Source organism: Burkholderia sp. Bp9140 (assembly GCF_003853425.1).
Classification (GTDB): domain Bacteria; phylum Pseudomonadota; class Gammaproteobacteria; order Burkholderiales; family Burkholderiaceae; genus Burkholderia.
On record NZ_QTPQ01000051.1, the window covers coordinates 30,169 to 44,323 of the forward strand.

The window sequence follows — 14,155 nt, forward strand, 5'->3', positions numbered from 1 at the left end:
ACATACACTTGAGTATCGGTCGTCCGTCCCTATCTGGAAGGATGACGCATCGAGCAAGGAGCGGTTTCATGACGACGAAGGTATTGCTGATTGGCGCGACCGGCCGCACGGGCCGGGCCTGCGCGGATCTGCTGCTCGAGCAGCCGGAATTCGAGGTGACTGCGCTGGTACGCCGGCACGGCTATGCGCTGCCGGGCGCGAAGGTCGTCGAGGCCGATCTGACGGGCGATTTCTCGCACGCGTTCCAGGGCATCACGCACGTGATCTACGCGGCCGGCTCGGCGGAATCGGAAGGCCCCGCCGAAGAGGAGCAGATCGACCGCGACGCGGTCGCGCGCGCGGCCGAGCATGCGCTCGCCTACAACGTGCAGAAGCTGGTCGTGATCAGTTCGCTGACCGCGTACTGGCCGGAGCGCAGCGGCGACGCGCTGCGCCACTACTCGCAGATGAAGCGCGAAGGCGACGAGCACGTGATCGCGTCGGGCATCGACTACGTGATCCTGCGCCCCGGCCCGCTCGCGGACGGCCCGGGCGTCGGCAAGATCGCGCTGACCGAGGCGCCGCTCGACGCGGCGCCGCCGGTGTCGCGCCAGGATGTCGCATGGGCCGCGATCGAGGCGATCAAGCTGGGCATCTCGCGCAAGGTCGTCGGCTTCGTCGGCGGCAGCGTGCCGATCGAACAGGCATTGCGCGCGTAATGCATGCCCGCGCCGCCGCCGGGCGGCGCGTTGCGTCCGTGCCCGCGGCCCGCGATGCGGGCCGCTTTGCAGCAGGCTTGCTGCCCGCGGCTTACTGCTTCGGATGCGCGTCGGCCCACGCCTTCACCGCGCCGAGCGTGTTCTCGACGTGCTTGTCGGGCGACAGGCTCGTGTACTCGTACAGCACCTTCCCTTCCGGCGAAATCACATAGGACACGCGGTTCGCGCGATCGAGCGCGGGCAGCTTCGCGTCGTATTCGCGGATGATCTTCGCGTCCGGATCGGCCGCGACCGGGAACTTGCTGCGGCACTCGCTCACCGAGAACTTCGTCAACGTGTCGATGTTGTCGGCGGATACGCCGATCACCGTCGCACCGTAAGCCTTGTAACGATCGACCGCATCCGCGAACGCATGCGCCTCGATGGTGCAACCCTTCGTGAACGCGGCCGGGTAGAAGTACAGCACGACCGGCCCGCGCTTCAGCGCATCGGCGAGCGAGTACGTGTAAGTCTTGCCGCCCAGCGACGCCTGCGTCGTAAAGCCGGGCGCCGTGTCGCCCGGCTTCAGTTCCGCCTGCGCGACCCGCGCATGACTGGCCACCAGCAGCGCCGCCGCGGCGCCCGCCAACAGTTTTCGCTTCATCTGCGTCCTCATTTCTTATAAAGTCAGCCTCGATGTAGGCCACACCGGCGTTCGCCTGTCGAACACCGGTGTGCACAACCCGGTCGAGCGGCAGCGCCAGCCGCCGCCGGCCGGTTAAAGATTCCGCGCCGCCTGCCGTTATTCCTTCCGGACAACCGGTTCCAGCCCTTCACGTCAGCGAGACACATGGAAGCCAACAGGAAACAGACGCCACGCAAGGGCTCCTGGCGCAATGCCTTGCATACGCTGCGCCGCTTCGCCTGGTCGGGCGGCGCGCTGATGCCTGCGCGCGCCGGCACGCCGCGACGCGACGACACCGTGCGCAACTGGCTGGAACAGACGGTCGGCACGGTGGATTTCCTCGCCCATGTCGACCGCGAGCTGCGCTTTCTGTACGTATCCGACGCGAGCCTGCGCTTCATCGGTTATCACCGCGACTACCTGCACACGCTGACGCTGCGCGACCTGATCGCGGAACAGGATACCGCGGCGCTCGAAGGCCTGCTTGCGCGCGCCGCGCGTTCCGGCCAGGTCGAGAAGGCGACGATGTGCATCGTGAAGTCGCTCACCTACCCGCTCGACGTCGAGATCCGCGCGTTCAAGAGCCGCCACCACGGCGTCGACGGCTTCGCGATCGCGGCGTTCGACGTGTCGGCCTGGCGCGCGCTCGAAGCTCGCCTGACGTACGAGATGCATCACGACCCGATGACGGGGCTCGACAACCTGTCCGCGCTCGTGCCCGCGCTGATGCGCGCGCAGGAGGCCGCCGACGAGAGCGGCACGTGCGCGGCGCTGCTGCTGCTCGACCTCGACGACTACCAGCGCATCAATCGCGCACTCGGCTACGACGCCGGCGACACGCTGCTGCGCGACACCGCGCAGCGGCTGCAGGCGCTCGTCGCGCCCGGCGAGCAACTCGCGCGCGTCGCGAGCGACAAGTTCGCGATCGTGTTCACCGCACCGGACCGCACGCGCGCAAGCGACGCCGCGGACGCGCTCGCGCGCCGGCTGCAGGCCGCGGTGCGCGAACCCTACGCGTACCAGGGGCAGACCGTGCACCTGTCCGCGAGCATCGGCATCGCGCTGTACCCGGATGAACGCGCGGCGCCCCATCGCGCGCAGCACCACAGCCCGCTGCTGCGCCGCGCCGACCATGCGCTCGCGCAGGCAAAGGCGTCGGGCGGCAATGCGCTCGCGTTTCACGAGCCGGTCGGCGACCCGGCCGACGCGGAACGGCTCAAGCTCGAGGCCGACTTGTACGACGGCGTGCGCAACGGCGAGTTTTCGCTCCATTTCCAGCCGATCACGCGCAGCCAGTCCGGCGCGGTGGACGGCGTCGAGGCGCTGATCCGCTGGCGTCATCCGGTGCACGGCCTCGTGCCGCCGGCGACCTTCATTCCGCTCGCCGAATCGATCGGCCTGATCAACTATCTCGGCAACTGGGTGCTCAAGGCCGCGTGCATGCAGCTCGTCGCCTGGGATCGCCAGGGGCTCGCGCTGCAGTATGTGGCGGTCAACGTGTCGCCGCAGCAGTTCCGCGACCCGCGCTTCACGCAGAGCGTGCGCGAGGCGATCGCGCTGACGGGCATCGACCCGCGCCGCATCGTGCTGGAAATCACCGAGAGCCTGCTGATGCACGATCCCGTGCAGGCGAAGGTGCTGCTCGAGGAGCTGACCGAGCTCGGCATCCGCTTCGCGATCGACGATTTCGGTACCGGCTATTCGAGCCTCGCGTACCTGCAGCGCTTCCCGCTCGCGAAGCTGAAGATCGACCGCAGCTTCGTCGAGAACCTGCTGACGTCGCGCAACGATCGCGCGATCGTGTCGGCGGTGGTCGGCCTTGCGCAGACGCTCGAGCTCGAGCTCGTCGCGGAAGGCGTCGAGACCGAGGCGCAGCGCGAGCTGCTGACCGAGATGGGCTGCAACCATATCCAGGGCTGGCTCGTCTGCCAGGCGCTGCCGTCCGAGGAGCTCGCGCGGCGCTTCGAGGCACGGCAACTGCGCCTGCACGCCGCCTGACGCGCGGCGAACCGGACAAATCCGTATGTCAATCACCGAACACCTGTCCCGCTCGGCGCTGCTCGACAAACTGTGGGCCCGGATGAACGAACGGGGCGACTTCCCGCTGCTGTCGGAATCGCTGCGCGCGACAATGGCCGCGATGAAGAACGACGACCTCGACTTCACCGCGCTCGTGCGCGTCGTGCTGTCGGACTTCGCGCTCACGCAGAAGGTGCTGCGGCTCGCGAATTCCGCAATGTACATGGCATTCGGCGGCAACATCACGACCGTCACGCGAGCACTGATGGTGCTCGGCATGGACACGGTCGGCCATCTCGTCGTCGGGCTGAAGCTCGTCGACCACTTCCATCACAGCACGCCGCGCCGCATCGACGCGAAACTCGAGCTGAACCGCGCGCTGCTGTCCGGCTGCGTCGCCCGCAAGCTGACCGAGCATGCGGAGCTGCGCGGCGGCGAGGAAGCCGTCGTCTGCACGCTGATGCGCCAGGTCGGCAAGCTGCTGGTGGTCTGCTATCTCGACAGCGAATGGGACCGGATCCGCCGCCGCGCCGCCGAGCTGAACGGCGACGAAGCGGCCGCGTGCATCGACGTGCTGGGCGTCGGCTTCGACGAGATCGGCCTCGAGGCCGCCGCGAGCTGGCGGCTGCCCGACGTGATCCGCGCCGGGATGGCCGACGGCGACGGTCGCGCCGCGCACGCCGACAGGCTCGACGAGGATGACGATGACGACGACCGCCGCCGCGCCCCCGATGCATCGGCCGACGACAGCCCCGACCGCGTGCACTGGCTGCGCGCGGTGAGCCGCTGCTCGACCGACTTCGCCAGTGCGCTCACGATGCCCGCGAGCCCGCAGCGCGACGCGCGCATCGCGGCACTTGCGCAGCACTACGGCACGGCGCTGGAGATCGATTCCGACGCGCTCGTCGAGATCGCCGACCGCCTCGCGCGCGAGGAAGCAAGCGACACGGTGATGCGCGAGATCGTCGAGCTGCGCGCGAACGCCGATGCGATCGCACGGGCGCAGGCCGAGCCCGAGGCGTGCCTCGAAGCCGGCCTCGCGGACCTGCGCGCGCTGCCGTCCGAGCACGTGCTGACGCCGGTGCTCGCGCTCGCGTCGGAAAGCCTGCTCGCGGGCCTCGCGTTCACGCGCACCGTGATGTTCGTGCGACGAGACGACGGCAGGTTCGCCGCGCGTCTCGGCTTCGGCCCGGGCGTCGACGCGGCGCTCGACCGGCTGTGCTTCGACGAGCGCTTCGAGCCGGATGTCTTCCACCTCGCGATCACGAACTCGGTCGGCATCTTCATCGAGCAGGCGCAGGAGCCGAAGATGGTGAAGCGCCTGCCCGCGTGGTACCTCGATGCGCTGGAAGATACGCGCGCATTCGTGCTGCTGCCCGTGCGCGTCGGCACGAAGACCGTCGCGCTTCTGTACGGCGACTGGGCCGGCGCGCAGCCCGCGCGCAAGATCACGCAGCAGGAGATGAGCGTGCTCAACGAGCTCGCGCGCGAACTGGGGCGGTTCTTCCCCGCGTGACGCAAGCGGCACGCAACCGGCGGCCGCCCCGCCGGCACGTGTGCGACACGCGGTGCCCCAAACGCAAACCGGCCGCGAAAGCGGCCGGCTGCATCGTGCGACGGATCGAAACGCTTACTTGAGCGTGACCGGCACGCTGAAGTACTTCTTCGCGAGGTTGTCGATCGTGCCGTCGGCCTTCAGCTCCTTCAGCGCCTGATCGAGCGCGGTCTTCAGCGCCGCGTCGTTCTTGCGCAGGCCGAAGCCGACGCCCGAGCCGAGGATCTCGGCATCGCTGACCGTGCCGCCGGCGAAGCCGAAGCCCTGGCCTTGCGGCTTCGACAGGAAGCCCTTCGAGCCCGCTTCCGAATCCTGGAACGTCGCGTCGAGACGGCCCGACTTCAGGTCGGCGTAGGCCAGGTCCTGCGTCTGGTATGGCACGACTTCGACGCCGGCCGGCGCCCACTTCTTCTTCGCGTACGCTTCCTGGATCGTGCCCTGCAGCACGCCGACGCGCTTGCCCTTCAGCGCCTGCTGGGTCGGCATCAGGCCGCTGCCCTGCTTCGCGATCAGCTGGTTCGGGATCGTGTAGATCGGATCGGTGAACGCGATCGCGTGCTTGCGCTGGTCGGTGATCGTCATGTCCGAGTTGATCGCGTCGAACTTGCGCGCCTGCAGTGCGGGGATCAGGCCGTCGAAGTCGTTCTCGACCCACACGCACTTCGTCTTCAGCTTCGCGCACACCGCGTTGCCGATGTCGATGTCGAAGCCGGTCAGCTTGCCGTCGGGCGTCTTGTATTCGAACGGCGCGTACGAGGCCTCGACGCCGAACCGGATCTCCTTCAGATCCGCAGCCATCGCGCTGCCTGCCGCCACGGCCGATGCCGCCACTACCGCGTGCGCGGCCACTTTACGCCAATCCAACTTCATCAGGTGTTCTCCTCGATACTCGAATGTTCCGGAACTACGGGCGCATGCATCATTGCAGGGTCGGATGACAACGACAATCCCGATGCCGCGCCTTGATGCGGCGCAACAGCCGCAAGGCCGCGATTGTACCAATCCGCGCGGCCCGATACGCCAAAGCAGCCGCCGGCGCGCGATGCTGCGCTGCGTGCGCCGGCGGCGACCGGGCGGCCCATCGAACTCGCAAGACGATGTCGCAAATACGCAAGCGCGACGCGCGGGCCGTCTGCGCGGCGTGTGCGGGCGTCATCGTAAAACGGGGATGCCGCGCGGCGACGCGCGGGCCGCGGATCACCGCAGCCGCGCGCAACCGGTCATGGGTCAGACGAGTGCGGCGAGCGTGTCGCGCGTCGTGTCGACGACGAGCAGGCCCGCGCGCAAACCCGGCTTCACCGTCGGATTCGGGAACACGATGCGCTCCTCGTCGTGCTTCACCGTGTAGCGGTAGTCGCCGTCCTGCGCGAGCACGGTGCCTCGCGCGAACGCGGTGAAGTTCGCGACGTCGGCCGCGACGAACAGCTCGAGCGCGTCGCTCTGCTTCGTGATCTGGTCGATCACGGTGAACACGCGCGGCAACGGCGGATGGCCGCCCCGAGCGTCGACATCGCGAGGGGCGCCCGACACGAGCCTGCGCACCCCACGGTCGGCCGGCGCGAAGCGCGACAGGTCGTTCTGGCCGAACGGCCGCACCTTGCCGAGCTCCAGCGTGCATGCGAGCGCACCGCACTGCTCGGCCGTGAAGTGCGAATACGTGTTGCCCTTCGCGGTATGCAGCAGCACGGCGGCGATGCGCGCGTCGCCGAGCCATTCGACCATCGCGCGGGTCGGCGGCGTGCCCGTGTGCGGCAGCAGCGCGAACTGCTCGAACACCGAGGCGCGGATCGCCGTATGCATGTCGACGTGCCAGCGCGCACCGCCCGCCGGCGCGGCCGCGAAGAACGCGGCGGCGGCCGCTTCGAGCTGCTTCGCGCGCGGCGCTTCGCGGCTCGCCGGCACGTGCGCGTGACGACCGCTGAACAGGCGGTTCAGGTCGTCGTCGAGATAGCGTTCGCCCGCGCGCATCGCCGGCACGTTGCCGAGCACGACGAGCAGCCGGCACGCGAGCGGCAGCGTGCCCGCTGCGAGATCATGCACGAGCATCGACAGCAGCTCGATCGGCGCGGTCTCGTCGCCATGCACGCCGGCCGACACGAGCACGCTCGCGCGCGCCGAAGCATCGGCATGGTCGCCAGCCGCCGGCTCGAGCGCGAGCAGCCCGTCGCCGAGCCATTGCCAGCGCACCGCACCGTCCGCGCACGCGCCGTCCTTCACGTCCGGCGCGTCACCCGCGAGCGTGAACGCGAGGAAGTCGTCGAGCAGCGCGGCGGCCGACATGCGGGACTCAGCGCTGGAAATCATAAAGCGACCCGACGCGCAGGATCTGCGTGAGCGCGTCGAGCGCCGTGCGCGATTCGTCGAGCAGCGTCGGATCGGCGAGGTCTTCCGGTGCGAGACGGTCGCGGTAGTGCTTCTCGATCCACGCGTCGAGCGACGCGAACAGCGTGTCGTTCATCCACACGTTCGACGTGACGGCCGCACGCTCGGCGTCGTTCAGCACGACGCGCAGGCGCAGGCACGCGGGGCCGCCGCCGTTCTTCATGCTTTCGCGCAGGTCGAACACGAGCACGTCGCGGATCGGGCCGTTGCCGACCGCGAGCTGGTCGAGATAGGCGGCGACGTTCGCGTTCTCGCGGCATTCCTGCGGCACGACGAGCACCTGCGAGCCGTCCGCGCGCGACAGCAGCTGGCTGTTGAACAGATACGACGTGACCGCGTCGTTCACGCTCACGGCCGCGTCGGGCACCTCGATCACGTTCAGGCGCGCGCCGCGCGCATCGAGCGCGGCCGTCAGCGTGTCGTAGATCGCCTGCTTGTTGACGAACGCGCGCTCGTGCGTGAACAGCGTGTCGCGGTTGCCGACCGAGATCACGTCGTTGTGGAACACGCCCGCATCGATCACGTCCGGATCCTGCTGCGCATAGACCGTCGCCGTTTCGTCAAGACCATGGCGATGCGCGACCGCGCGGCTCGCCTCGAAGGTCTGGCGCGCCGGGAAGCGCTTCGGCTCCGGCCCGCGGCGGTATTCCGCGCGGCCGTACACGAAGAACTCGACGCCCGGCTGGCCGTATTCCGCGCAAAAGCGCGTATGGTTCGCCGCGCCTTCGTCGCCGAGCGCCGGCGTACCCGTCAGCGCCTCGTGCACCGCGAAGTGCGCGGGATCGGCGAACAGCGTCGACAGCGTGCGGCGCGTCGCTTCGTGCTCGATCGCGCGATGCAGCTTGCTGCACAGGTTGGCCGGCGTGAAGTGCACGCGGCCGTCGCTCGTGTCGGCCGACGGGCTGACGGTGGCCGCGTTCGCGGTCCACATCGCCGACGCCGAGCTCGCCGCGGCGAGCAGTTCGGGCGCCTGCTTCGCGGCCTTCGCGATCACGTCCGCGTCCTTGCCGGAGAAGCCCAGCTCGCGCAACAGGCGCAGCGACGGCCGCTCCTGCGGCGGCAGCACGCCTTGCGCGAAGCCGAGATCCGCGAGCTGCTTCATCTTGCGCAGCCCCTGCTTCGCGGCCGCCTTCGGATTCGCGGCCGACTTCTCGTTGTTGAGCGACGCCACGTTGCCGAACGACAGCCCGGCGTAGTTGTGGGTCGGGCCGACGAGTCCGTCGAAATTGGCTTCTTGTGCGTTCATCGTCGTTCCCTCGATCAGAAATGCAGGCCCGGCGACAGGCTCGCGGGCAAGGTCAGTTGCGTGCTTTCCACCGACGCCATCGGATATGCGCAATAGTCGGCCGCGTAGTACGCGCTCGGACGATGGTTGCCCGAGCGGCCCGTGCCGCCGAACGGCGCCGCGGACGATGCGCCGTTGGTCGGGCGGTTCCAGTTGACGATCCCCGCACGGATCGTGCGGCGGAAGTGCGTCCATGCGTTCGCGTCGTCCGCGAGCAGGCCGGCGGACAGGCCGAATGCCGTGTCGTTCGCGCGCTCGATCGCCTCGTCGAACGTCGCGTAGCGGACGATCTGCGCGAGCGGGCCGAAGTGCTCCTCGTCGGGCAGGTTCGCGACGCCGGTCACGTCGATGATCGACGCGTTCACGAAACCCAGGCGCGGATCGCGCTGCGTCATCGCGATGATCGGCTTCGCGCCCTGCTCGATCAGGCGCGACTGCGCGTCGACGAGCTTCGCGGCCGCGCGTGCCGAGATCACCGCACCCATGAACGGCTGCGGATCGGCGTCGAACACGTCGGCCGTGATCTTCGACGTGACGTCGGCGAAGCGTGCGAGGAAGCGGTCGCCGAACGCGCCCTGCGGCACGAAGATGCGGCGTGCGCACGTGCAGCGCTGGCCGGCCGACAGGAACGCCGACTGGATCGTGTGGTGCACGGCCGCGTCGATGTCCTCGACTTCGCCGATCACGAGCGGGTTGTTGCCGCCCATCTCGAGCGCGAGCACGATTTCCGGACGGCCGCCGAACTGCTTGTGCAGCAGCGTTCCGGTATCCGAGCTGCCGGTGAAGAAGAGGCCGTCGATCTGCCGATGGTTCGCGAGCGCGATGCCCGTGTCCTTCTCGCCCTGCACGAGGTTCAGCACGCCGGCCGGCAGCCCGGCTTCCTGCCACACCTCGACCGTCGCGCGCGCGACGCCCGGTGCGAGCTCCGACGGCTTGAACACGACCGTGTTGCCCGCGATCAGCGCCGGCACGATATGGCCGTTCGGCAAGTGGCCGGGGAAGTTGTACGGCCCGAACACCGCGACGACGCCGTGCGGACGATGGCGCAGCACCGCGACGCCGTCGGCCATGTCCTGGCGCTTCTCGCCGGTGCGCTCCTGATAGGCCTGGATCGAGATGCCGACCTTCGCGGCCATCGCCGCGACTTCGGTGCGCGCTTCCCACAGCGGCTTGCCCGTCTCGCGGCCGATTGCAGTGGCGATCGCTTCCTTGCGCTCGGTGAGCAGCGCCGCGAAGCGCTTGACGATCGCGCAGCGCGCTTCGAAGTCGAGCGCCGACCAGCCGGCGAACGCGCGGCGCGCGCTCGCGACCGCGCGGTCGACGTCGGCCGCCGACGCGCTGTCACCCTGCCATGCGATCGCGTCGGTGCCGGGGTTGCGCGAGGCGAACACGGGGCCCGAGCCTGCGACCCAGGCGCCATCGATGAAGAGTTCCGTCATGATTCGTTTATCCCTGTTTGACTTTGAGCGGCAGCACGCGCACCGGATCGCCGGCCTTGACGTCGAGCGCGACGGCATCGTCGGCCGACAACACGAACGAATCGTTCGCGACCACGCCCGGCGCGACGCCGACGCGGAAATCGTTCAGCGACGTGTTCGACACGAGCGACCGCGGCGCATCGACCCGTGCGTCAGGCACGCCGATCGCGACCGGCACGACGACGCTCTCGCGCACCGTGCGCAGGTCGTTGACGTGGCATTCGAGCACCGGGCCCGCGTCGAAGATGTCGACGTGGTTCTGGTAGCGCAGCCCTTCCGCCTCGAGCATCTTGCGCGCCGGCAGCGTGTCGCGGTGCGTGAGGCCGACCGCGTCCTGCGCATCCTGCGGCAGCAGGTCGACGTACACCGGGTAGCGCGGCATCAGTTCCGCGAGGAACGACTTGCGGCCGTGCGAGCTCAGGTAATCGGCCGCGTTGAAATCGATCTGGTAGAAGTGCGAACCGACCGCGCGCCAGAACGGCGACGTGCCGTCTTCGTCGAAGTGGCCGCGCAGTTCCGCGCAGATGCGTTCCGGAAAGCGCTCGCGAAACTGCGCGATGAACATGAAGCGCGAGCGCGACAGCAGGCCGCCCACGCCGCCCGTGCGATAGCGCGGGCTCAGGAACAGCGAGCACACTTCCGCATAGCCCGTGAGGTCGTGCGAAATGTTGAGCGCGGACATCCGCGTCCACACGCCGAGCTCCTGGCTCGCGTGCACGACCGTGCTCACGCGATAGTTGTAGAACGGCTGTTCGAGACCGACCTGCGTCTCGATCCCGCATACGCCCGCGATGTCGCCCGTCTTCGACTCTTCCATCACGAAGAAGTAGCCGGCTTCACCGGGCGCGGCCTCGCCCTCGAGCGTGCGGCGCGTGCGCTCGATGCGCGCGGCGAGCGCGTCGCGGTCGGGCTTGAACGTGGTCAGGCCCGGCCCGGTTTCCTTCGCGAGCGACACGAGCGCGTCAACGTCGCCCGTTTGTACGACCCGAACGACGATCATGCTGCGTCTCCCTTCATGTCTTCATCGTCGCGGCGGTGCAGCGGCACGCAGCGCACGACATCGCCATCCTTCACATCGAGCGCCGCGCGCGCGTCGCCGGCCAGCGGCGCATTGGCCGTGCCGCCCGGCAGGTCGGCCAGCACGCAGCGGAACGATTCGCCGCTGCCGGTGGACACCATGTACGCGACATCGCCCTGCTGCCGCGCCGCTTCGCGCACGGTGCGCTCCGCGCCGTGCTTCACGCATGCGGTTCGGTCGACCTGCGCGGTCAGCACCGGGCCCGCGTCGAAGATGTCGACGAAGCGGTCCGGCTCGAAGCCTTCCTCGAGATGGATGTCATACGCGAGCAGTGCCGTTTCGTTCGGCTCGCCGAGCACGCGCTGCGCGGCTTCCGGCAGCAGCGGCACGTAGAGCGGATAGGCCGGCATCACTTCCGCGATGAACGTGCGGCTGCGGCCGCCCGATGCGATGTCGACGTCGGTGAAGTCGCGGCCGAAGAACTTGCGGCCCACCGCTTCCCAGAACGGCGATGCGCCCGTGTTGTCGCTCACGCCGAGCAGCAGCGTGAACACTTCCGGCGTGAAGCGGCGGCGGTTCGCGGCGATGTACATCATCCGCGCACGCGAGATCAGGTGCGCGGCCGCGTCGCCGCGCAGCGACGGATCGACGTAGAAGCCCGCCAGCCGGCTCTTGCCGGTCAGCTCGTGCGACATCGTGAGCGCGTGGATCTTGCGGTTCACGTGCAGCTCGCGCGACGCGTGGATCAGTGCGTCGTTGCGGAACGCGTAGAACGGTTCCGAGTAGCCGGCCGCGGCCACGATGCTCGCCGTGCCGAGCAGCTTGCCCGTCGACGAATCCTCGAGCACGAAGAGGTAGAACTCCTCGCCGGCGAAGTCGACATCCGCGCGAAACGAATCCTCGGAGAGCGCCACGCGCGCTTCGAGCGCGGCGCGGTCGTGCGGCAGCGAGTGCAGGACCGGCTGCGCGGTGCGCGCCATGTGCGCGAGCGCATCGAGATCCGTGAGTTTGCCGGGGCGAACAAATAGCATCGTCGTTCCTGTCTGCGATGGGTGCGCCGATCAGCGCGCGGTGGCTTCCTGAGCCGCGAGCACCTGCTCGACCGCCTTCTCGAAGCGCTTCACGCCTTCGTCGAGCAGGTCGAACGGAATCACGAGCGACGGCACGAAGCGCAGCACGTTCGGGCCCGCGATCAGCATGATCAGGCCGTTGTCGGCGGCGGCGGTGACGAAGTCCTTCGCGCGGCCGTCGAATGCGGCGGTGAGTTCCGCGCCGACCAGGAGGCCCTTGCCGCGGATGTCCTTGAAGAGGCCGAAGCGTGCGTTGATGCGTTCCAGCGCGCCCTTCAGTCGCGCGCTGCGTTCGCGCACGCCTTCGAGCAGGGCCGGGTCGCCGATCAGTTCGACGACCTTGTCCGCGATCGCCGAGGCGAGCGGGTTGCCGCCGTACGTCGTGCCGTGCACGCCGACCTTGAAGTACGCGGCCAGTTCGTTCGTCGTCAGCATCGCGCCGATCGGGAAGCCGTTGCCGAGCGCCTTCGCGGTCGTGAGGATGTCCGGCGTGACGCCCGTGTCCATGTAGGCGTAGAACTGGCCCGTGCGGCCGACGCCCGTTTGCACTTCGTCGAAGATCAGCTGTGCGTCGTGGGCGTCGCATGCTTCGCGCAGCGCTTTCAGGAAGGCCGGATCGGCCGGAATCACGCCGCCTTCGCCCTGCACCGGCTCGACGATCACCGCGCAGGTTTGCGGGCCGATCGCGGCCTTCGCGGCTTCGATGTCGTTGAACGGCAGGTGCTTGATGCCGGCCGGCACCGGGCCGAAGCCTTCCGAGTATTTCGGCTGGCCGCCGACGCTGACCGTGAAGAACGTGCGGCCGTGGAACGACTGGACGAACGACACGATTTCGTACTTGTCGGCACCGTGGCGGTCGAATGCGACGCGGCGTGCGAGTTTCAGTGCGGCTTCGTTCGCTTCCGCGCCCGAGTTCGCGAAGAATGCGCGGTCGGCGAAGGTCAGCGATTCGAGGCGCTTCGCGAGGCGCAGCACCGGCTCGTTCGTGTAGCCGTTGCCGATGTGCCAGAGCTTGCGGCCTTGTTCGTCCAGGACCTTCAGCAGTTCCGGGTGGCCGTGGCCCAGCGACGTCACGGCGATGCCGCAGGCGAAGTCCACGTATTCGCGGCCGGCCGTGTCCCACACGCGGGAGCCCTCTGCACGGTCCGGCACGAACGGCGCGGGGGAGAATACCGGCACCATCACTTCGTCGAATGTCTGGCGGGTCACGGTCGAGGTCGTCATGGTCGTTCCTTTCGGTTTCGTAAGAGGGTTCAACAGGATCAAGTTTAGGTAAGGGTGGCGCAAGCGTCTTGCAGATTTGCGACGGGTTCTATCGGAAGCGCTTTTCTTCGGGATATTTTGCCCTTTCGGGTGGGGGCTGTGGTTTGGGGGGGTTCTGGCGGTGCGCTCGCGTTTTCGTGAAGCACCTGGGGTCGTGTCGGTCTATTAGCGTCGCCCCTGCGCGGGGCGGCGGTTACTTTTCTTTGTCTTGCCAAAGAAAAGTAACCAAAAGAAAGGCGCTCGGATAACGCATGACTTCCCGGTGCCGTAGCCATCGGAGTGGCCCTCGCCTAAGTGTCGGCGCCAGTCGGGAACCCGGAGTGGTTCGAGCAATGGTTCTGACCCGCCACACCACCCAACAGAGCGGTATACCGCCCGCTAGCTCCATCCTCGCTACGCTCGGCTGCAAGGTTCTTCAATCGCAATTCATGCGCCTGCGCACCACCTACAAACACCGACTGATCAGTTCCCCCAATCAGTGAAGTGCCCGTTGCACTGCAACGACGATTTCGATTTATTGGATTGATGCGCCACCCGCCACGATTGTGGAAACCAATCGACCGATAGCGTTGCAAAGGGGGGATGTTTGGACCCGTCGGCCGAGCGAAGCGAGGACGGAGCTAGCGGGCGGTATACCGCTCTGTTGGGTGGTGTGGCGGGTCAGAACCATTGCTCGAACCACTCCGGGTTCCCGACTGGCGCCGACACTTAGGCGAGGGCCAC

Annotated in this window: 11 protein-coding genes; 3 read left to right on the top strand and 8 right to left on the bottom strand. The window is 68.2% G+C overall.

Translation table 11 applies throughout. The features are described 5' to 3' along the window. Positions 1-68: 68 nt before the first annotated feature. Positions 69-698 carry an SDR family oxidoreductase gene (locus tag DIE21_RS32275; protein ID WP_124501480.1) on the top strand — a complete coding sequence of 210 codons (630 nt, stop codon included), beginning with the start codon at positions 69-71 and terminating at the stop codon, positions 696-698. Between the two features lie 91 nt (positions 699-789). On the opposite strand, the gene DIE21_RS32280 is transcribed toward DIE21_RS32275, so the two are convergent. Next, entirely contained in the window at positions 790-1,341 is a 552-nt protein-coding gene (locus DIE21_RS32280; RefSeq protein ID WP_124501481.1) for a peroxiredoxin, read from the bottom strand. A 279-nt stretch (positions 1,342-1,620) separates the two neighbouring features. Between DIE21_RS32280 and cdpA the strand changes: the two genes are divergently transcribed. Together cdpA and DIE21_RS32290 are read left to right on the top strand one after the other, a co-directional pair. After that, entirely contained in the window at positions 1,621-3,360 is a 1,740-nt protein-coding gene (gene cdpA / locus DIE21_RS32285; RefSeq protein ID WP_221622410.1) for a bifunctional diguanylate cyclase/phosphodiesterase, read from the top strand. A gap of 25 nt (positions 3,361-3,385) precedes the next feature. Beyond that, the gene (locus DIE21_RS32290; protein WP_124501483.1) at positions 3,386-4,897 is read left to right on the top strand and encodes an HDOD domain-containing protein; all 1,512 of its coding nucleotides are present in this window, start codon (positions 3,386-3,388) and stop codon (positions 4,895-4,897) included. Between the two features lie 114 nt (positions 4,898-5,011). Here the strand turns inward: DIE21_RS32290 and DIE21_RS32295 are convergent, their stop codons facing one another. The 7 genes from DIE21_RS32295 to DIE21_RS32330 form a co-directional block, all read right to left on the bottom strand. Then, positions 5,012-5,806, bottom strand: coding sequence for an ABC transporter substrate-binding protein (locus tag DIE21_RS32295; protein WP_124501484.1), 795 nt, complete (start codon positions 5,804-5,806; stop codon positions 5,012-5,014). Between the two features lie 357 nt (positions 5,807-6,163). Continuing rightward, positions 6,164-7,216: a succinylglutamate desuccinylase gene (gene astE, locus DIE21_RS32305; protein ID WP_185642888.1), complete on the bottom strand. Its 1,053-nt coding sequence runs from the start codon at positions 7,214-7,216 to the stop codon at positions 6,164-6,166. A gap of 7 nt (positions 7,217-7,223) precedes the next feature. Further along, positions 7,224-8,564 carry an N-succinylarginine dihydrolase gene (astB, locus tag DIE21_RS32310; protein WP_124501486.1) on the bottom strand — a complete coding sequence of 447 codons (1,341 nt, stop codon included), beginning with the start codon at positions 8,562-8,564 and terminating at the stop codon, positions 7,224-7,226. 14 nt (positions 8,565-8,578) lie between these two features. Next, positions 8,579-10,042 (bottom strand): succinylglutamate-semialdehyde dehydrogenase, encoded by a 1,464-nt coding sequence (gene astD / locus DIE21_RS32315; RefSeq protein ID WP_124501487.1) that lies wholly within the window; start codon positions 10,040-10,042, stop codon positions 8,579-8,581. Between the two features lie 7 nt (positions 10,043-10,049). Continuing rightward, a complete protein-coding gene (gene astA, locus DIE21_RS32320; protein ID WP_124501488.1) occupies positions 10,050-11,081 on the bottom strand; it encodes an arginine N-succinyltransferase in 1,032 nt (343 codons plus the stop codon). Next, positions 11,078-12,130 (bottom strand): arginine/ornithine succinyltransferase subunit alpha, encoded by a 1,053-nt coding sequence (gene aruF, locus DIE21_RS32325; RefSeq protein ID WP_124501489.1) that lies wholly within the window; start codon positions 12,128-12,130, stop codon positions 11,078-11,080. The genes astA and aruF overlap by 4 nt, the downstream gene beginning before the upstream one ends. Before the next feature lie 30 nt (positions 12,131-12,160). Then, entirely contained in the window at positions 12,161-13,393 is a 1,233-nt protein-coding gene (locus tag DIE21_RS32330; protein ID WP_124501490.1) for an aspartate aminotransferase family protein, read from the bottom strand. Between the last annotated feature and the right edge of the window lie 762 nt (positions 13,394-14,155).